Source organism: Lactococcus sp. S-13, from assembly GCF_004210295.1.
Taxonomy (GTDB): domain Bacteria; phylum Bacillota; class Bacilli; order Lactobacillales; family Streptococcaceae; genus Lactococcus.
On the sequence record NZ_SDAK01000001.1, the window covers coordinates 336,585 to 355,846 of the forward strand.

Consider the following 19,262-nt stretch of genomic DNA (forward strand, 5'->3'; position numbering starts at 1 on the left):
TCACCCCCAATCTAATAAGCATATTTTCTACGTTTCAAAACCGCCAAGCTCTTATCAATTTCAGGAGCCAGGCGACCTACCAATGTTCCATCATCAAGGGTAATCTTGATGTCCATCGCTTTAAGCAAGGCTGGAAACATTTCAGTCGTGATGTTTGTAAGTGCATCCACCTTGGCTCCTAAATCAAGCATGGAGAAGGTGCTATCGATTGCTGTATGGATGCCTGTATCAATATCAAAGCTTGGCATATCAAGTTCCGTTGGAACAGCATCTTGCATGGTTTTCGCCACGCCTGTCATTTCCTTATCGAAACCAACACCAATCCCAAGAGCCATGTTCTTCCCGATTTCATCCCGAAACAAGGTTGATGGTGAGTGGATACCAAAGAAGTCCTTGATACTATCAACCACTCCACCAAAGAAACCTGAAATCTTGTTACGGAACCAGCCTGCGGCATCAGCGATACCATTCCACAAGCCCTTGATGAGGTTAAGTCCGATATTCCCCATTGTCGAAATGTACTGACCAAAAGCGTTCACGAGACCCGTGATAATTTGAGGTACAACCTTGACAACTGCTGAAATAATGGCAGGTAAGTTTTGAACTAGGGCTACAAGGAGCTTGACCCCAGCAAGAATAATCTTGTCGATGTTACCGACTAACGTGCCTGTAATAGCGTTAATAATCTGAGGTAGGGCATTCGCAATGGTTGTGATGATTTGTGGTAAAGCACCAATCAAGGCAACGAGTAGTTTGATACCTGCATCAATCAACTGAGGAATTGCCCCAATCACCGCATTGATGATGTTTTGGATAATCACGGGGATAGCTTTCACGATAGCGTTGATAATGTCAGGCAATGCTGATACCAATGAGGTCAAGAGCTGAATTCCTGTTTGAATAATGACTGGAATGGAACTGATGATAAAGTTCACGATACCAGTGATGATTTGTGGTAAGGATCCTATCAAAATCGGTAATGCTGAAATCAAGCCTTGAGCCAGACCCATGATGAGTTGTAGGGCTGCATCAAGTAGTAGGGGCAGATTTTCAATCAGTCCATTCACAATGGTGATAATCGCTTGAATGGTAATCGGAATCAGTTCAGGCAAAGCCTCGCCAAACCCTTGAACCAGTGTCGTTACTAATTGGAAAGCAGCATTAATAAGCAACGGAAGATTCTCAATCAAAGTCTGCACAATCGTTAAGACGGCTTGCACCACTACTGGAATGAGTGTCGGCAAAAGTCCTAATATCGTCTGCAAGACTTGAGAAAACAATGAAGTCACAGATTCAAGTAAAGTTGGTAACAACTGGCCAATGGTTCCAATCACGGCATCAATGACCGCTGGCAAGGCTGAAACGATATTTTGAATCACTGGGATAATGTTTTTGAGGACATTTTGAAAAGCCTCGACTACATTTCCGATAAGTAAACCAATATCGGCATTGGCATTTCCTAGTCCCGCCATCAGATTTGAGATGGCAGACTGCATTCCATCAATCGAACCACTAATGGTTTCTGTTGCCTCTTTGGCTGTTGTTCCTGTGATGCCCATTTCTGTTTGAATGACGTGAATAGCTTCAGTGACATCAGCGAAATTTGAAATATCGTATTTCACACCTGAAATCTTTTCTGCCTCTTGGAGTAAACGCTCCATCTCGGACTTCGTTCCCCCAAAACCTAACTTCAAGTTGTCCAACATCCCATAATTTTGTTTAGCGAAACCTTGATAGGCGTTCTGAATGGACTCGATGTCCGTCCCCATCTTGTTGGCGTTGTCGCTCATATCTGTCACAGCCTGGTCCGCAACACTAGCGGCTTTCTTGGTATCCCCACCGAGAGATGAAATCAAGGCGGCTGAGAAACCAGTGACGGTTTCCATGTATTCGTTGGCGGACATCCCCGCAGTCTTGAAAGCATTATCCGCTGCTTTTTGAACCGTCTTTGAGGCGTCACCAAAAAGGGTATCAACCCCACCGACTAATTGTTCATAGTCGGCATAAGCTGATACCACTTGTTTCCCTAATTCAATTGCGGCAGCACCCGCAGCAAGTGCAACGGCTCCCATTGCAGCCCCAATGCCTTTAAGGACACCACCGAACTTCTCAAACTTCCCTCCAGACTTCTCAGCCTCATCAGCTGTGTCTTTCAGTTCATCGCCAAGGTTCTCGGTTTCTTTCGTGGCATCCATTTCTTCTTGCCCCATTGAGCCGATTGCATTCTCATTGGTCGCAAGTTCACGTTCCATACCGTTCAGCTGTGCCTTGGCATGTTGAGTTGAATAGCCCAGTTCTGTGTTCTCTTGTCATTCTCGCCAAAGCTATCGGAGGCATTTTGTAACGCACTTTCAAGAGTCGAAATCTTCTCCTTTTGTGCATCAATGGATTTATTGAGGACGGCATTTCTGGCAGAAACTGCCTGAATGCTTTTGTCGTTTTTATCAAATTCAGACGATACCAGTTTCATTTCTGAACCCAGTACCTTGAAAGATTGGTTGATGTCACGGAGGGAATTTTTGAACTCTTTTTCCCCGTCAATCCCAATCTTTAGACCAAAGTTATCCGCCATAAAAATTCACCTCCTCTCAGGTTTTGGGCATGAAAAAAGCACTTAGCTCATTTGCTAAATGCTTATCTTCTCCAATCATATGACTACTATCTTAAAGCAGCCTCTAATTCAGCTTCTGAATAACCAAATGTGTAGTCTTCATCTTTGCCATTTGACTGCCAAATCAAAGCAGCATCGCAAACATCAATTGACTCATCTTCCATATCATTTGGAATATCATCTAATCCGTAACGACAGTTCTCACAATACATTTCACTAAATACATATCGCTTTGTAAGTGATGTACCACAGTTGGGGCAATTTGGCGTCTCACCCTTATAAGTATTTTCATCTTCCCACGATAATTCATCTTTTTTTGTTTTAAACAAATCAAATAATCCCATAATTATTCTCCTGTCACGTTAGTATGCTCAATATAGTCTATAATCTTGAGCTTCATCCCCTTTGAAATTGGGTATTTACTAACTTTTTGAATCATATTTTCTTTTGAAAATGTCTTAAGTTGTTCCTTAATAACTAGAACAGTTATTTTTTCATAACCAAATTCTGCAATTTTATCTGCTGATAGTCCAATCGCACCGAGCAGAGCAATGCCGCCGATCATGCCAAAAGGCCCCAATGCAGCAAGTGCTGCTGTAAGTGCTGCCGCCCCAACAAGACCTGTTGCACTCATTGCAACAAGCAAAATTATTGCAGGAATTCCAAAACCAGCAAGTTTCTTTACTAATTCATCCATAATCTATTCCTCCGAGAGATTTTTTATTTCATTATAATGTGCATAGTTCTTCTCGCCACAGAATTTGCACTGAATGTAAGCATCAATGCCATTATTTTCATCCTCGGGATAAAACCTTGAATTCAAAAGTGGTTTTCCACAGTGACTACAAACTCCAACATTTTCTATCTTGATATTTTGGGTTTTCTTCCTATGCGACAGTTTATAAGCTATAAAACTAACACCGGTCACAACAATAGTAATGCCAGCAATAATAATAGCACCTTTTCCTTTATCATTCTTAACTAGTTTCAGTGCTTTATTTTTTGTATGGGTTAATGAATCACGATGTAACTTAACAGGTTTTTCAACTACCTTTTTAGCAATCGGTTGCACTGAATCGATTGCCTTTTCCATTAACGGTTCAAAGGTATAAGAAAAACTTCCCGGCTGATAACCACCATCAGTATACTGATTTCCAAAAAACGGATGTCCTTCTGGTACTCCCATAAAAAATACCTCCTAACTATTTCAATAATTTCTTCCAATTTACTAATGTTGCTGTTCCAATAAGGGAGACTGCAAGCGGAGAAATCGCACCTAATAATCCCAATAAAGCAGAACTTGCAACTCCACCAGATGCCGTTGCAGCAACAGTTTCAACTGATTTTTGTACCTCTTTATACTCATTATCATCAATACTGTCCACGCTATCCAAAAGTATTGAGATCACCTTTGGTAGAGCTTCATTATCCTTATTAGTTTCGATTTCTGCATCTAATATAGCACGAATTGCAATATACTGAGTAAACGTCATGGGTGTTTTTTTATTCTCAAGATTGCTAATTGTTTGCTTGGTAACACCTATCTTATTGCCAAGTGTTTCGGCACTCCAGCCAGCTATCTTTCGAATTGAAGATAAATTTTGCTGCAATCTATTAATTTGTAATTGGCGTTCATTTTTCTTGTTTTCCATTAGCTCACCTCCAACTTACAAATACAATATATCACACAAATTTAACTTTGTCAAATAATTTTACCGAGTAAAGTTAAGTGTCGTTAGAAATAATATCATCAATGAACATCTCGACTTTGGGTTTGCTTATACCAGTGAACTGCTTATGGCATTCCCATAAGTCTAAAAACAGTCCCAGTGGGCAGAACCAAAAGTCATCTGGTGTCATGCCCATTTGAACTGTTCCGTAATAATATAGGCGAGTAAATGTTTCGACATCACTTACTCGCCTGCTTTGTTTTTTGCCTCAAGCTGACTTTCGATGTTACGAGCCGTTCCTTTGAACATTGCTTCCGTAATCGCTGATTTGTATTCAGCTAACTCAAGTGGTGAAGTCAACAACTCCACATACTCAGTCGTGAGTTCTTCCTTCTTGTCGTCCGTGTGTTTCAAGTTGTGAATCTTGATGGACTGGTTGGCTAGGAGCGTAATCAGCCAGATAATCTCATCAAGGGCTAGTTCAAAGTTCTCTGACTTGAGCAACTTTTCGCCCAAGTTTTCAAGACCGCCATAGTGACTGGCGATTTCTTTCGTTGCCTTTGTCGTCAGAATCAACTCATATTCATCTCCACCAAGAGTTATCTTGGCACTTCGTTCTTCAGTCATACTGTTCTAATAGTGTCCACCATATCTAGCATAATTTTTAAATCTATTTTCATTTCTTTAATCGTATTATATAGTTTCATAATATCATTCATTGAGTAAATTAAAGGTTCTTTCGATGATTTGCTAGATTGAGTTCGTATCGCTATGTTAACTGTCTTATAGTTTTTTAGTTCGTGTAGCAGCTCATAATAGATAGAAATTAATTCTTGAATTCCCATTGCTGCATTCTTCATTGGCGTTCTAAGTTCTAATAATTTTGGCATACCATAGAGCTTAAATGTTTCTTTAAGATTTTGGATGATATCCTTTCTTTTCACCTGATTCGTCCAAAAATTATCTGTTTGTTTTTCATTAATAATAGCTAAAATATATTTTTGAGCCTGCAGCTGTTTTACTTTTCCATCTTTTGTTTCAATATACTCAATAGTATTCTCTATTTCCTCAGGATAACTTATTCCTGAAATCGCTACTGGAATTAATCTTCTTTTTTCATTTTTTAGCGGAAGCTTTCTTTGTTTAATCATCAACTGAGTATACTCTCCCCAATAGCTTGAATCATCCAAAATTTCAAAAAGCCAAATATACATTAGAAGCATTTCCAAAAAATACTTCTTTCCTTCAATGAACGGTCTATCTTTATGTTGTTCATACCATTGATTAATATCAAAAGGATTATCCTGATACTGATAATCATAATGATTAATCAAATAAGATTCCTTTATATCTCTAGAATAAGTCGTTTCTGTATACTTCTTTTCCCATTCACTCATGTAACCATAAGCAAAGTCAAGCAAATTTACCCCGTATTCATGGTAGGCATCCATAATCCATTTAACAATAACAGGGTCTAATTCTTTCATTGATGAACGATCTGGTCCCTCATTCCATCGCTTCGTATATTCCTCTACTGCAATAGCCATATAGTCAGATAAACGATAGCAAAGAGGAGTTTCTACTGAGTTTTGGACTACTTTACCAATGAAAGTATCAATTCTTTTCTGGTGTTTCATATAAAATTGTTCAATAAACAAATGCGAAGTTGGATAATCTTCCTCTAATCTTTTTCTCGACTTTTCAAGATTTTGTTGTAGTTTAAGAATTTCTTCACTAAAGTCTTCAGGTGTCAGGTAGTTATTGAAGTATTCAGAAACGTAATTGATGATTTTTCCCATATTCTCAGATCTCTTGGAAAAATCAAATTCGTCTAATTTATCTTTTAATTTTCTCGTATGAATGTAATCTTCAATTTTTTGCATGATAATTTCCCTCTCCAATCATGTTTGTGTGTAAACGCTATCTACTTTTTATTATATCACTCGAGGAAAATAAATGTTCAATTTCCCAATCTATCAGAAAAATTTTATCTGTCTATACTCATCCTCCTTTGTTGTTTTTGCGCATCCTCTAAGAAGGGTATTTGGCTAATTTGAGGCATCCTCTTGGAGTGGTAAAAGGGTATTTTATTCGGCAATTATAGGCAATTTTTCACAAACTAGAAGCTAGTTTCACAAATCTCATTGTAAATTTCATCTGATTTATTTCACAGAAAAAAGCCCTGAACGCTTAGAGGTTCAAGGGCTTCTTCTTTTATTTTTGTTATTTCACAAATTGCTTGATTGTAATCAATAAAATTCTTCAGGGAGGAGTTTTTCTGCAAGTTTGATGTTGTCTGAGTAGTCCAAGGGAACGTCAATGACTACTGGGCCTGTCGTGTTAGGGATGTTATTGAGAATTTGGGTGAGCTCTTCTTTGCTATGGGCACGATAGCCTGTGGCTCCCATTGCTTCAGCATACTTGACGTAGTCAACTGAGCCAAAATCAACTGCTGATGAGCGGCCGTATTTCATTTCTTCTTGGAATTTGACCATGTCATAGTGGCCGTCATTCCAAATGATTTGGATGATTGGAAGGTTGAGGCGGACAGCTGTTTCTAGTTCTTGTCCAGTAAACAGGAAACCACCGTCACCAGAGTGAGAGTAGACTTTTTTGCCTGGACGGAGCAAGGCTGCTGTGATTGCCCATGGAAGAGCAACGCCTAGGGTTTGCATTCCGTTAGAGAATAAGAGATGACGCGGTTCATAGGATTTGAAGTAGCGGGCCATCCAGATGTAGAGCGAACCGACATCAACGGTGACTGTCTCGTCATCTTTGACAATAGCTTGGAAAGTTTTCACTAAATCAAGGGGATGCATTCGGCCTTCTGCTGTGTTTTCGGTGTCAAATTCGTGTTGTTCGGCAACTTCATGTAAGCCGTCAAGGTATTCTTTACTTCCTTCGGGAACTTGGTAGCCGCGGACAGCGGGTAAAAGGTTGTCTAGGGTAGCTGCAATGTCTCCAATGAGTTCACGTTCAGGTTGGTAGTAGGTGTCGATTTCGGCGATGGCATTATCAATGACAATGATTCGGCTGTTAATTTCAGCGTTCCAATTTCGTGCCTCGTATTCGATTGGGTCATAACCGACCGCGATAACTAAATCTGAGCGTTTCAACAGCATATCGCCAGGTTGATTGCGGAAAAGTCCAATTCGACCGTAAAAAGTGTGTTCGAGGTCGTGGGAAATAACTCCAGCGCCTTGGAAGGTTTCAACGACTGGGATATTGACGTGGGTGAGCAGATTGCGCAGTGCTGATGCTACTTTGGCGTCGGATGCGCCTGCACCAACAAGAATGACGGGGAGAACGGCGTTTTTAATGGCTTGAGCCAAGTAATTAATGTCGTCAATTGACGCGTTCCCCATTTTAGGATCAGATAGGGGTTTGATTGCCTTGAGGGAAACCTCGGAGTCGGTGACGTCTTGAGGGATGGAGAGGAATGTTGCTCCGGGGCGGCCTGATTTAGCAATCCGATAAGCATTAGCAATGGTTTCTGAGAGGGTCGTTGGATCAAGGACTTCTGCGGCATATTTTGTTGCAGCTTGCATCATTGAGGCATTGTCCATTGATTGGTGGGCACGTTTTAAACGATCGCTACGTTTAACTTGTCCGCCAATAGCCAAGATGGGGTCGCCTTCTGATGTGGCGGTCAACAGTGGGGTTGCTAAGTTAGAAACACCAGGGCCGCTCGTCACGATGACGACACCTGGCTCTCCTGTGATGCGGCCGACTGCTTGAGCCATGAAAGCTGCCCCTTGTTCATGGCGGGTTACGACCATCTGTGGGCCTTCTTCGTTTTCTACGAGGTCAAAGACGCGGTCAATTTTGGCACCAGGGATTCCAAATACGTATTTTATTTTGTGGTTAATCAGGCTATCTACGATCAGATTTGCACCAAATTTTTTGTCAGACATCTTTTGTTCTACCTCGTTTTATGTTTTTATTTTTCAAATCAATTGATTATATGTTGAGTTCGTGTTAATTTTATCAGATAATGACGTTATTTACAATTATTCTGACTGCTTTTGTTAAAAGCTTGTGAAGTTTACTTTTCGTCAGCATTTTCTCTCACGCTGACGCCTCATTTTCAGTTGCGTCAGCATTTTTTCTCGCACTGACGCCTAGTTTTCAGTTGCGTCAGTATTTTTTCTCGAAAAAAATTACTGACAAATGCGTCAGTAATTTCTCTCGTCTTCCGTCAGTAAATTCTCCATCGTTTGATCGTCAGGAACGAGTGCGAGATACTGTTTAATCAGTGGTTCGGCTTGTTTGTTTTGACCGATTTCTCGTAAAAACTCGATGTAGTCTGCTAAAAATTCTGGGTTTTCACTGAGTGAGGTTTGGTGAAGTTCTTGGTAAAGACTTTCGGCTTCACTATCGTTTTCAAGGGCTTTGTGTGCGCCGGCAAAGAGCCATTTTGCTAAAAGATGTTCGTCTTCTAATAGGTCTTGCAGGTGGATGACGGCTTCAAAATCTTCTTCATTAAAGTAAAGATTTGCCAATAAAAAGACCGTTTCATCGTGTAAGTCTGGTAGATTCAGTGCATCCATGAGGTAGCGCTCGGCAGCACTTGTATTTTTTAATTTGAAGCTCATTTTTGAGGCAAAATGCAGGAGAGCAACGGCGTTAGGATTTTTTTGTAAACCTTGCTCAGCCATTGCTAGAGCGGCTTCAAATTCTTGGTTGGCTTCTAATGTTTGGGCATAGGCGAGCTCATAATTTAAGAAATCAACGTCCATTTTTTCGAGACGTTTAAAGTTGGCGATGGCTCGGGTCTCATTATGAATTTCGCTGTAAAGCAGAGCGATTTCATAGAGGGTCTCAGCTTTTTTGTCAAATTCAAAGGATTTTTCCAAGAAGGAAATCGCTTTTTCAAAGTCGCCTAGTTGAGCGTAAGAATCGCCAATGCGTTGATAAATCGAAATTTTGGTGTCGTGCAAAATTTTACGTTCAGATAATTTGACGTATTCATTAATGGCTGCTGAGTAGTCACCTTGATCATAGTAGGATTCTGCCAAAGCAAAGGTGATGAGCGGTGAATCTGATAGTTCACGGGCTTCTTCGAGTTTAGAAATTGCTGTCTCAAAGTCGCCGTCAAATTGGTACAAGTCAGCAATTTTGACTAACGCTGCCACATAATTTTCGTCTGTTTGCGGAATTTGATACAGATAGCTTAAGGCTTCGTCCAAGTTTCCATTGTCTTCGGCAATTTCCGCTAAGTTGATGAGATAGGCTGTAGATTCGGGATGATCACCCATGATTTTGTCGTAAACTTTTTGGCTTTCATCAATGAAGCCCATCATTTGTAAGTATTCTGCTAAATCGGCGAGCATTTCATCGTCGTCATTGCTCAAGGCTTTGGCAAGTGAATTTTGCATCCCAATTAAATCGCCTTGGTGTAAAAAATCAATAGTATCTTCAGAATAAGACATTTTTTCCTCGTAATTATTCTTTTTCTAGTTCGGTTTGAATTTCAATAGGAGCGTCGGGTTCTTCGTGGTAAAGACTGGAGATTTCACGATACCATTCGTAAATATGAACCACAATAACTTTGATGGTGGCGTAAAAAGGAATGGCCAGCAAGACGCCCCAAATTCCAAAGATTTGGCCTGAGGTCAACAGGACAAATAAAATGGTAATAGGGTGAATGGACATTTGCTTGCCCAAAACCAATGGCGAGATAAAGCGTCCTTCCAAAGTTTGCTCGATGACAATGACAATCAGCACTTTCACAAACATGAATGGCCCGCCCAGAGCCAAACCAACGATAAGCATCGGAATAGCAGCTAAAAATGAGCCTAAGAAAGGCACTAGGTTTAAAAATCCTGCGGTAATCGCTAAAGCTGGAGCATAGCGCAAGCCAACAATTGGCAAACCAATCATAAACATTACAGCAACTGCGAGTGCTACCAAAACTTGACCACGCACGTAGTTTGAGAGCTGGCTGTTGATTTGGTGGAGAACTTTTGAGGTATCTCTGCGCCAGTCATTAGGCAGCAAACGCGTGATGAAACCATTCAATTTTTTACCGTCACGCAGGAGATAAAAAAGAACGAATGGAAAGACAATGAGTGAAATTAAAACGCTGGTTGTCTTACTGATAAAGTTGGACAAGGTGGACACTGCATTGACAGAGAAGGTTTTTGACCACTCAATCAATTGATCACCGATTGAATTGGTGAATTGGTCGACTTGTGGTCTAAATTCTTCGAGGCGAGGATTTTTGGCCAAAATATTGATTTCTTTTTGTGCCACATTGACATAATGTGGTACGGAAGAGGCGAAGCTTTCAGCACCGCTGATAATGTTGGGAATTGCCACAACCAGCCCCCACACAATCAAGGCAACGATAATCACAAAGAGTAAAATAATGGTCACGATCCGTGGCACACGTCTTTTCTCAAGGTAATCAACGATAGGATTGAGCAGATAGTAAAAAACAGCGGCTAAAACCAACGGAAGCGAAATGACGGTGATAAAATCGCCGACTGGGCGAAAGACAAAACCAACTTTGCGCAGGAGCAAAACATTGAGCAAAAAAAGGAGAATAATCGCCAAACAGGCAACGACTTTATTGTTGATGAACCACTTGAAAAGCCAAGAGTCCTTGATATTTCGGTGTTTTTCTTGTTCCATAATTTTTCTTATTCCTCTTTTTGAGTCTTTTTTTCAGAGAATTTACTGACGTAATTTTTTTTGACTTTTCGTCAGTATTTTTTCTTTGACGTAGAATCCGTCAGCATTTTCTCTGAAGTTCGTAGTACTGAATTTGTAGAAAAATCTTCTTTTTCGTTATTTTCCAACCATTTTTTTCAAATAATTGCGTCAGTTCTTTGGGGCTGTAAACTTTGACGTCGCCTTCGGTAGAATAGCGATTGAGTCGCCAGTTGTACGCTTTTGTAATCAGTGGAATATGGATTTCCGCAATGACCAAACGTCCATTTTCATCCAGTAAGCGCTTGGCTTCTTGCAAAAATTGCTCTGGATTTGGAAAATGATGAAAGCTTGCCGAACACGTCAGCAAATCAAAACTGTTTGCTGCAAAAGGCAAGTGTTCTGCTTTGCCTTGCACAAATGTAAATTCAGGAAATCGAGCTGTTGCCACCCGAACCATCTCCGAGGAGATATCCAGACCCACACCAAAAATTTTTGTTTTTTGATTGAGCATCTCCAAAAGGCGCCCATTGGCACAGCCAACGTCCAAAAGACGTGTGTTGGCTGTCAAAGTCAAATTTTTGAGAATGAATTTCTTGAAAAAACTGGCCAGAAAACCGTCAAAACTGTGATCAAAATGGTCAGCAATGTGGTCATAAAACTGTTCAGATTCTTGTTCGTAATCATGATGACGGTGCTGATGAAATTTACCTTTGCTCATTTTAGTCCTCCATTTCGGGTTGAGCAAATTCGGAGATCAAAGCTTCGGCACATTTCAATCCGTCAATGGCCGCTGAAACAATTCCACCAGCAAAACCAGCCCCTTCTCCTGAAGGATAAATGCCTTTTGTGGACACGGATTGGAAGTTTTCCTCGTCACGGTTAATCCGAACTGGCGAAGATGATCGTGATTCAACGCCGGTCATCACGGCGTCAGAAAGTGCAAAACCGTGCATTTTTTTGTCCAAACCAACGATGGCTTCTTTCATCGAATCTGTGATAAATTCTGGGAAGAGTTGAGTTAAATCTGTTGGCGTCACGCCTAAAGCATAGCTTGGCTCAACAGAACCCATCGCTGTAGAGGCTTGACCGTCCAGAAAATCGCCGACCAATTGAGCAGGTGCCTTATAATTTGAACCACCAAGCTCAAAAGCTTTGCTTTCCAATTCTCGTTGAAATTCAACCCCAGCAAGCGGATGATTTGTCGGGAAATCTTCTGGGAAGACTTGCACCAAAAGTCCCGAATTCGCATTTTTTTGATCACGAGCGTGTTCAGACATCCCATTTGTCACCAAACGTCCTTCTTCTGACGCTGCAGGGACGACCAGACCGCCCGGACACATACAAAAAGTATAAACGCCTCGTCCTGATGAGGCTTTGTAGGTCAAGCGGTACTCCGCCGCACCCAAACGTGGATGCTCAGCAAACTCTTTATACTGTGCTTTGTTAATCATTTTTTGCGGATGTTCAATGCGAACGCCGACAGCAAACGGTTTTGCCGTGATATCAACGCCTTTCTCATACAATTCTGAAAAAGTATCGCGCGCCGAATGGCCAATCGCCAAAATCGCTTGACTGGCTTCAAATTGTCTTCCGTCAACAAGTTTTACAGCTTGCAAAGCTTGATTTTCCAAGACAAATTGTTCCACTTGAGCTTCAAAATGAACTTCCCCACCTAGGGCAATGATTTGTTGGCGAATTTTTTTGACAATATCACGCAACAAGTCCGTCCCAACGTGTGGATGAGCCTTATAAAGAATGTCTTCTGGTGCGCCTGCCGCAACAAATTCTTCCAAAACTTTACGACCGCGTAAGTCACGAACTCGGCTGGTCAATTTTCCATCAGAAAAAGTCCCTGCGCCACCTTCACCAAATTGAACATTTGACTTTGGATTGAGCTTTCCTTCCGTCCAAAACGCGTCAATTGATTTGACACGCTCATCAACAGCTTGTCCACGCTCCAAAACAATTGGGCGATAGCCATTTTGCGCCAATAAAAGCGCCGCAAACATCCCTGCTGGGCCAAAACCAATGACCAAGGGACGGTGGGCAAGTGTTTTACTGCCTTTATCTGGATTTTTGTAATCTAAAACAGGTGCTAAACTCACATTTTTTAATTTTTTAGCTAAAATCTTGCCTTCATTTTCTAGCGCTACATCCACCGTGTAAATGAAATCAATCTCGCCACGATGTCTGGCATCAATCGATTCCTTGTAAATTCGGAAGTCTAGCAGGTCAGACTCTTGAATTTTTAACTTTTTAAGAACCAACGCTTTGACTTTCGTTACAGGTTCATTGATGGAAATTTTAATTTGGGTGATCCGGATCATAATTATCTTTCTATGGTGCTATTTCAAGGCAAAAATGGAGTATTTTTGTCTGATTTTTCACTTATAAATTACCCCTATTATATCATATATAATACATAACTTCTGAATTTCGTTGATTTTTGGACTGATTTTCCAGAGAAAATGCTGACGAAATTTCCAAACTGATCAGTCATGTATTTTTGACGCGTTTAGACATAAATTAAATTATGTAAATTATTTTCACTTACTGTTTTTCAGCAAAAAATTTGCGTCAGTAAATTTTCTGACAAAAAAAGACTGACCAAGGTCAGTCTAATCATTTTTAAGAATTACCCGTAGGAACTGGAGTGTTTTGAACAGATTGAATCTGCGCGGTTCCTGCCGCTATCCCTGTATTTGATCCGTATTTTTCAGTCAGCTGAGCAGTGGTTAATTGTTCTTTTGTCTGCCAATCTACAACTGGCCAAGGATTTTGCATCATTCTCAGGCCCGTTTGTGCAGAATTTGCCACTTGAAGTGAATAGCTGTTTCCATCGCTACCAGCAAGCACTCGGGCTGTATTTTGAATCACATCTACGGGATCATCGTAAGATGCTACGCCATTTGCACCACGGTTAACGAGATAAACCAGATTGGCTTCGCCTGTGTAAACGTCATATTTTCCTTGTCCATTTTGAACCCATTGAGCAAAAATTGCCTCATGCGCTCTAGGACTCAACTCGCTCCAACTTTTGTTAGCCTCTGGACTTGAGGATGCACTTGCCGAACTCGCTGTACGTGATGAAGACGATGATGAAACCTGGGTCGCACTACTAGAAGATTGACTTTCACTCGTCTTACTTCCTTTGCTAACAGTAGATTGGGTAGATGTTGCGCGCTTTTCTGTGTTATCTTGCTGCGTCTGTAAGGCTTGATAAGCAACAACCCCGATGATAAGGGCCAAAACTGCTACAAGACCCACAATCCACCACTTTTTCTTCGCATTCTTTGAGCTTGAATGTTTAGCCATAAGTCTCCTCCTCTAAATGTTTCCTTACCGCCTATTATACTTAAAATTCCCCATTATTTCAAAAAAATTACCTTTTTGAAGTCTAAAAGAATCAAAAATACTGAACAGTCCTTTTAAAAATTCCCGTCAGTATTTTCTCTAACAATTCTTCATTTTAATTGATTGCTTCTGTCAATTTAGAATAAGGTTGCGTATGAAGCATCCATCTTACCCCATATTTGTCAGTAAAATCTCCCATTTTTCCACCCCAAAATTGTGTTTCAAAAGGCAAATTCACCGTCACTGTTCCCGAAGCAACAACATGATCCCAGAAAGCATCGGCTTGCGCAAGAGCTACTTCATCTTCTGAATCCAAGTCAATCAAAATTGAAACAGCATCATAGACCAGAGGCTCCAATTTCATAAAATTATCAGCCGCCATAATCGTTGAACCTAAAACATCAAACTGAGAATGCATGGTCAAATCCGCAGCAGCATCAGCTTCTACGCCAAATTGCTCAGCTTGCTCAGGCGCCACAGGCATTCGAGAAATATTTTTTGCCCCCAGAACCTCCTCATAATAAGCCAAGGCCTCTTTTGTGTTATTGAAAGTGAGATAAGGATGAATTGTTGCCATAAAAACCTCTTTCTATTCTTAGAAAAATGATAAATTTACCCATCATTTGTTGCTTTCGACACTCTCATTCTAACACAAGAAAACGCTTTAATCCAACAATTCAGCCTGTCGAAAACAATACGCCGCATGATCATTAATTACGCCAATCGCTTGCAAATAGGCATAAATCACTGTTGAACCTGTAAATTTGAAGCCGCGCTTTTTCAAATCTTTACTTATTTTGTCTGACAATTCATTCGTTGGTGGAACTTGACTTTCGTCAGCAATCTTGTGCTGCAGTACTTTTCCAGCGGTAAATCCCCAAATGTAAGCGTCAAAAGAGCCAAATTCTTTCTGAATTTCCAGCACCTTTTGAGCATTATTTATTGCTGCCTTTACCTTTAATTTATTTCGGATAATTCCAGCATTGCCTAACAATTCAGCTTCCTTAGCTTCATCGTAGGCTGCTACCTTTTTAATATCAAAGTTATCAAAAGCAGCATAAAAATTTTCTTGTTTGTTCAAAATTGTTGACCAAGAGAGTCCAGCTTGATTCATGTCCAAAACCAATTTAGCAAAAAGCTCCTGATCACCATGCAATGGCTTGCCCCAGTATTGGTCATGATAAGCCATCATTTTTTCACTTGATAAACACCAGTTACAACGTTCTTTTTCAATCATATCTTTCTCCAAAATTACACTTTACATAATTTTAAATATGTAAACTCAATAAAATTTCTTTGTCCACCACTCCTGTTTAATTTCGTAACTAAACTCAGTGTACGATGAACCCAGCATCATTTGAGCCATTTCTGCAAAGCCACTCGCCAGATTTAACTCAGGTAAACGCTCAATTTTTTCCCAGTAAACTTTCCCCTCGCTCGTCTCCTCAATCAACTCTCCAGAAAAATCCGTTGTTGAATAAAGAAAGACCATGTAACGTCGATTTTTATCTGGCTCAAACCAATTTTTAATTCCGCAAAGTTTCAAATGTCGAATATCAAGGCCTGTTTCCTCCTTAATTTCTCTGATTGTTGAAGGTACAAGAGCCTCTCCTTTTTCCACATGACCCCCGGGAAATGAGATTCCCATCCAAGATTTTATACGCTCTTGAACAACAACCTTCTGAGTTTTTTCATCGATAATTGCACACATATTGGTCAATTCAACCCGTTCCAACTCATGCTCACTCATATTCAACCTCCACAGACAAAAATGAAGAAATCAAGATTTCTTCATTTTCAAGTTTTTCTTTTCCAAAATCTTACTCTCAAGTATAAGCTCAATATTTTAAAAAGTCAATCAACCACCAAAGCTCAGAACTATTTTTTTACAATCGGAGCCATTGCAGCTAGCAGACGTTTCATGCCGACTTCTGGGAAATTGATTTTGAGTTCCATATTTTTGCCAGTTCCAGAAACTCCCAAGACCATTCCTTCACCCCACTTGCGATGCACTGCAGTATCACCAATTTGCCAATCCTCCGTTGCCGAATTGGCGATGGTCGTCTGAGCTGCTGTTGGATTGATGATTGCTTTACGTTGATGCAAAGCGTCCGACATTGATAATCCCGTTGCAAAACCACCAGTTTTATAAGCAGCATTAAAACTAGAGTTAGCTTTACGAGCAACCCCGGCGTAATCAAGCAATGCATCATCAATCTCAGAAATAAAACGACTTGGACGATTATAGCTTGTTTTCCCATAAAGCACCCGCTGATTAGCGTTCATCAGATAAAGCGTTTCCTCAGCACGCGTAATGCCCACATAAGCCAGACGACGTTCTTCTTCCAACTCATCCATATCTTCATTGACACGAGCCAGCGGGAAGATGTTTTCCTCCATACCAATCAGAAAAACAACGGGAAATTCAAGCCCCTTAGCCGCGTGCAGGGTCATCATGGTCACTTGATCAGACTCTTCTGCATAAGCATCCGTATCCGAAAGCAGACTTACTTCATTAAGAAAACGACTCAACTTATCTAAACCTGTTTCGATGATCGGCTCTCCCGTTTCCTCATCCAATGGAACCTCTGACTTTTCATCAAAACCTTTTGTGACCGATAAAAATTCTTCTATATTTTCAATCCGCGTTTGATTTTCAAGATTTGGCATCATTTGTAACGCTTTGAGATAACCAGTGCGCTCAAGCATTTCTTCAACTAGCTCAGTAATTGTGTAAACTTCGCTATTGGTCCGCAGAAAATCAAAAATATGTCCCAAATTATAAATTTCATTGGCAGCTTTCCCTCGAAGATCAGAAAGCATAATATCAAAAGTCGAATCCGCTAAAGAAAGCCCTCGACTCTCTGCAAAACGTCGCAATTTTTCCAAAGCACCAGGCCCAACTCCCCGCTTTGGTTCATTTACAATCCGTTCAAAACTCATGTTATCTGCTGGATTAACCACTACATTCAAATACGCAATCACATCACGGATTTCACGACGAGAGTAAAATTTTGTACCTGCCACCATTGTATAAGGAATATTTGATTTAACAAAGGAATCCTCAATGGTACGCGACTGAGCATTTGTCCGATAAAGGACAGCATAGTCGGTATACTTGCGTCCAGAACGAATCCCAGAAGTAATGATTTCGGAAACCTTATTTGCTTCTTCTTGCTCGTTTCCTGCGCGGAAATAAATAATTTTATCTCCTTCTTCGTTTTGAGTCCACAATTTTTTTGGACGACGTTTCACATTATTTTTGATGACATTATTTGCAGCATCAAGAATGGTTTTGGTTGAACGATAGTTTTCTTCCAATAAAACCACTTTAGCGCTAGGATAATCTTTTTCAAAATCCAAGATGTTTTGCATATCAGCTCCACGCCAGCCATAAATGGATTGGTCTGCATCTCCGACTACACAAATATTTTGAAAACGGCTCGCCAAAAGCTTAACCAATTGATACTGCGCATGATTGGTATCTTGATATTCATCAACATGAATATACTGAAACTTTCCTTGATAATAGGCCAAAACATCTGGATTTTGATCAAAAAGACGGAGCGTTTGCATGATTAAATCATCAAAATCCATAGACTCGGCCTTGCGTAATTCAGTTTGATAAATCTTATAAACCCTTGCTACAACCATCTCATAAGGATTTCGTGCCGTAACTTGCGCTTCATAGGCATTTTCGTCCAACAAATCATTTTTTGCGTTAGAAATCGCATTCAATAAACTTTTAGGTTCCCATTTTTTGGGATCAAGATTTGCATCTTTCAGAATCCGTTTCATGAGTGTTTTTTGCTCACCAGGGTCAATGATTGTAAAATTCCGATTATAACCAATATGATCTGCATCACGACGTAAAATTCGTACACACATTGAGTGAAAAGTCGCAATCAAAGTATCTTGTGCTCTTGGTGTCAATGACAATGCACGTTCGCGCATTTCTTTTGCTGCTTTATTTGTAAAGGTAATCGCTAAAATATTCCACGGATTAACCATTTTTTCGTCAATTAAATAAGCAATTCGATGAGTCAACACACGTGTTTTTCCCGAACCAGCTCCCGCCATAATCAATAACGGCCCTTCAGTCGTCTGCACCGCCTCGGCCTGCTTTTCATTCATTCCTTGTAATAGTGAATTCATTTTGTTCTCCTACATACCAAAATCATTACTTATTATAGCATATTTCACCTCTAAAAAGCCTGCTTGCCAAAAAGCTTCTATTTTTTAAAGCACCAAAAAAGCCCCAAAATTTGGGGCCAATTAGTGCTGACAGCTCAAATTTGGGCGATTGCTTGAGCAATTGGTTGTTCTCCATTATGCATGGTAATCACTTTCCCAATCGTATTCTCTGCACTGATAAGCATTTTCAAGGTCTCAGCAACATCATCAATCGTGTTTGAGCCAGAGCGGTCATCATTAACTTCTATTTGTCCCGTTGCCTTTTCTTCAGTGAGGGCACCTGGTTGCAAAATTGTATAGGCCAAGTTTGTATTTTTAACCAAGTACAAATCAGCAAAATGTTTCGCAATATAATAATCTTTCAAAGCAAGAAAGCCCGGAGTTGTCCATTTTTCAGGCTGCAAAGCAAAAATCGTGCTGAGCAAAATAAAACGTTCCACACCTAATAGTTCTGCAGCCTGCATCAATTTGACTGCCCCAAATAAATCAACTTGTAAAAGACTTCCTCCTGATGAGCCAGCCACGTTAATAACGACATCCATAGCTGTGAGTTTTTCAGCCATCTGTTCTGGTGTCCAGTCTAAATCAAAAGCGACTGGTGTGACATTCTCAAAAGTTGGTAAATCTACAGTACGACGCGCTCCTGCAAAGATTTGATGTTCACTTGTTGAGAGGGTTTTAAGCAAACTTTTTCCGACTCGACCTGTGCTTCCAACGATAAATATTTTCATGTTCGACCTCTTTTCTTTTTATTCATTGTAATCATTGTAACAAAA

The 19,262-nt window shown here is 40.4% G+C and carries 17 protein-coding genes and 1 pseudogene; all 18 read right to left on the reverse strand.

Annotated elements, in window-relative coordinates; translation table 11 throughout:
- Positions 1–11 precede the first annotated feature (11 nt).
- The 18 genes and pseudogenes from EQJ87_RS01700 to EQJ87_RS01785 all read right to left on the reverse strand — a co-directional run bounded on the left by EQJ87_RS01700 (position 12) and on the right by EQJ87_RS01785 (position 19,217).
- Positions 12–2,572: pseudogene (locus EQJ87_RS01700) on the reverse strand (phage tail protein).
- Positions 2,573–2,658: 86 nt separating this feature from the next.
- Complete coding sequence (locus tag EQJ87_RS01705) at positions 2,659–2,955, reverse strand: hypothetical protein (RefSeq protein WP_223804482.1); 297 nt, start codon at positions 2,953–2,955, stop codon at positions 2,659–2,661.
- Between the two features lie 2 nt (positions 2,956–2,957).
- Positions 2,958–3,308 (reverse strand): hypothetical protein, encoded by a 351-nt coding sequence (locus EQJ87_RS01710; RefSeq protein WP_130123053.1) that lies wholly within the window; start codon positions 3,306–3,308, stop codon positions 2,958–2,960.
- Positions 3,309–3,311: 3 nt separating this feature from the next.
- Positions 3,312–3,797 carry a hypothetical protein gene (locus EQJ87_RS01715; protein WP_130123054.1) on the reverse strand — a complete coding sequence of 162 codons (486 nt, stop codon included), beginning with the start codon at positions 3,795–3,797 and terminating at the stop codon, positions 3,312–3,314.
- Between the two features lie 16 nt (positions 3,798–3,813).
- Complete coding sequence (locus tag EQJ87_RS01720) at positions 3,814–4,263, reverse strand: helix-turn-helix transcriptional regulator (RefSeq protein WP_130123055.1); 450 nt, start codon at positions 4,261–4,263, stop codon at positions 3,814–3,816.
- Positions 4,264–4,524: 261 nt separating this feature from the next.
- Positions 4,525–4,908, reverse strand: a complete 384-nt coding sequence (locus tag EQJ87_RS01725) for a hypothetical protein (protein ID WP_130123056.1) — start codon at positions 4,906–4,908, stop codon at positions 4,525–4,527.
- Entirely contained in the window at positions 4,905–6,164 is a 1,260-nt protein-coding gene (locus EQJ87_RS01730) for a hypothetical protein (protein WP_130123057.1), read from the reverse strand. The genes EQJ87_RS01725 and EQJ87_RS01730 overlap by 4 nt, the downstream gene beginning before the upstream one ends.
- A gap of 366 nt (positions 6,165–6,530) precedes the next feature.
- The gene (alsS, locus tag EQJ87_RS01735; RefSeq protein WP_130123058.1) at positions 6,531–8,195 is read right to left on the reverse strand and encodes an acetolactate synthase AlsS; all 1,665 of its coding nucleotides are present in this window, start codon (positions 8,193–8,195) and stop codon (positions 6,531–6,533) included.
- 261 nt (positions 8,196–8,456) lie between these two features.
- Positions 8,457–9,713, reverse strand: a complete 1,257-nt coding sequence (locus EQJ87_RS01740; RefSeq protein WP_130123059.1) for a tetratricopeptide repeat protein — start codon at positions 9,711–9,713, stop codon at positions 8,457–8,459.
- A 13-nt stretch (positions 9,714–9,726) separates the two neighbouring features.
- Positions 9,727–10,917 (reverse strand): AI-2E family transporter, encoded by a 1,191-nt coding sequence (locus tag EQJ87_RS01745; protein WP_130123060.1) that lies wholly within the window; start codon positions 10,915–10,917, stop codon positions 9,727–9,729.
- Positions 10,918–11,017: 100 nt separating this feature from the next.
- On the reverse strand, positions 11,018–11,656 hold the full coding sequence (locus tag EQJ87_RS01750; protein ID WP_130123061.1) for a class I SAM-dependent methyltransferase: 639 nt from the start codon (positions 11,654–11,656) through the stop codon (positions 11,018–11,020).
- Between the two features lies 1 nt (position 11,657).
- The gene (locus EQJ87_RS01755; protein ID WP_130123062.1) at positions 11,658–13,265 is read right to left on the reverse strand and encodes an NAD(P)/FAD-dependent oxidoreductase; all 1,608 of its coding nucleotides are present in this window, start codon (positions 13,263–13,265) and stop codon (positions 11,658–11,660) included.
- Between the two features lie 301 nt (positions 13,266–13,566).
- Positions 13,567–14,253 carry a hypothetical protein gene (locus tag EQJ87_RS01760; protein WP_130123063.1) on the reverse strand — a complete coding sequence of 229 codons (687 nt, stop codon included), beginning with the start codon at positions 14,251–14,253 and terminating at the stop codon, positions 13,567–13,569.
- 154 nt (positions 14,254–14,407) lie between these two features.
- Positions 14,408–14,869, reverse strand: a complete 462-nt coding sequence (locus EQJ87_RS01765) for a VOC family protein (protein WP_130123064.1) — start codon at positions 14,867–14,869, stop codon at positions 14,408–14,410.
- 87 nt (positions 14,870–14,956) lie between these two features.
- Complete coding sequence (locus EQJ87_RS01770) at positions 14,957–15,529, reverse strand: DNA-3-methyladenine glycosylase I (protein WP_130123065.1); 573 nt, start codon at positions 15,527–15,529, stop codon at positions 14,957–14,959.
- Positions 15,530–15,574: 45 nt separating this feature from the next.
- Positions 15,575–16,042 carry an 8-oxo-dGTP diphosphatase gene (locus tag EQJ87_RS01775; protein WP_130123066.1) on the reverse strand — a complete coding sequence of 156 codons (468 nt, stop codon included), beginning with the start codon at positions 16,040–16,042 and terminating at the stop codon, positions 15,575–15,577.
- 128 nt (positions 16,043–16,170) lie between these two features.
- Positions 16,171–18,447 carry a DNA helicase PcrA gene (gene pcrA / locus EQJ87_RS01780; RefSeq protein WP_130123067.1) on the reverse strand — a complete coding sequence of 759 codons (2,277 nt, stop codon included), beginning with the start codon at positions 18,445–18,447 and terminating at the stop codon, positions 16,171–16,173.
- A gap of 134 nt (positions 18,448–18,581) precedes the next feature.
- A complete protein-coding gene (locus EQJ87_RS01785) occupies positions 18,582–19,217 on the reverse strand; it encodes an SDR family oxidoreductase (protein ID WP_130123068.1) in 636 nt (211 codons plus the stop codon).
- Positions 19,218–19,262: the final 45 nt, after the last annotated feature.

Coding starts and splice junctions, on each gene's coding strand:
- EQJ87_RS01705 (WP_223804482.1), bottom strand. CDS start 2,955: ATGGGATTATTTGATTTGTTTAAAACAAAAAAAGATGAATTATCGTGG.
- EQJ87_RS01710 (WP_130123053.1), bottom strand. CDS start 3,308: ATGGATGAATTAGTAAAGAAACTTGCTGGTTTTGGAATTCCTGCAATA.
- EQJ87_RS01715 (WP_130123054.1), bottom strand. CDS start 3,797: ATGGGAGTACCAGAAGGACATCCGTTTTTTGGAAATCAGTATACTGAT.
- EQJ87_RS01720 (WP_130123055.1), bottom strand. CDS start 4,263: ATGGAAAACAAGAAAAATGAACGCCAATTACAAATTAATAGATTGCAG.
- EQJ87_RS01725 (WP_130123056.1), bottom strand. CDS start 4,908: ATGACTGAAGAACGAAGTGCCAAGATAACTCTTGGTGGAGATGAATAT.
- EQJ87_RS01730 (WP_130123057.1), bottom strand. CDS start 6,164: ATGCAAAAAATTGAAGATTACATTCATACGAGAAAATTAAAAGATAAA.
- alsS (WP_130123058.1), bottom strand. CDS start 8,195: ATGTCTGACAAAAAATTTGGTGCAAATCTGATCGTAGATAGCCTGATT.
- EQJ87_RS01740 (WP_130123059.1), bottom strand. CDS start 9,713: ATGTCTTATTCTGAAGATACTATTGATTTTTTACACCAAGGCGATTTA.
- EQJ87_RS01745 (WP_130123060.1), bottom strand. CDS start 10,917: ATGGAACAAGAAAAACACCGAAATATCAAGGACTCTTGGCTTTTCAAG.
- EQJ87_RS01750 (WP_130123061.1), bottom strand. CDS start 11,656: ATGAGCAAAGGTAAATTTCATCAGCACCGTCATCATGATTACGAACAA.
- EQJ87_RS01755 (WP_130123062.1), bottom strand. CDS start 13,265: ATGATCCGGATCACCCAAATTAAAATTTCCATCAATGAACCTGTAACG.
- EQJ87_RS01760 (WP_130123063.1), bottom strand. CDS start 14,253: ATGGCTAAACATTCAAGCTCAAAGAATGCGAAGAAAAAGTGGTGGATT.
- EQJ87_RS01765 (WP_130123064.1), bottom strand. CDS start 14,869: ATGGCAACAATTCATCCTTATCTCACTTTCAATAACACAAAAGAGGCC.
- EQJ87_RS01770 (WP_130123065.1), bottom strand. CDS start 15,529: ATGATTGAAAAAGAACGTTGTAACTGGTGTTTATCAAGTGAAAAAATG.
- EQJ87_RS01775 (WP_130123066.1), bottom strand. CDS start 16,042: ATGAGTGAGCATGAGTTGGAACGGGTTGAATTGACCAATATGTGTGCA.
- pcrA (WP_130123067.1), bottom strand. CDS start 18,447: ATGAATTCACTATTACAAGGAATGAATGAAAAGCAGGCCGAGGCGGTG.
- EQJ87_RS01785 (WP_130123068.1), bottom strand. CDS start 19,217: ATGAAAATATTTATCGTTGGAAGCACAGGTCGAGTCGGAAAAAGTTTG.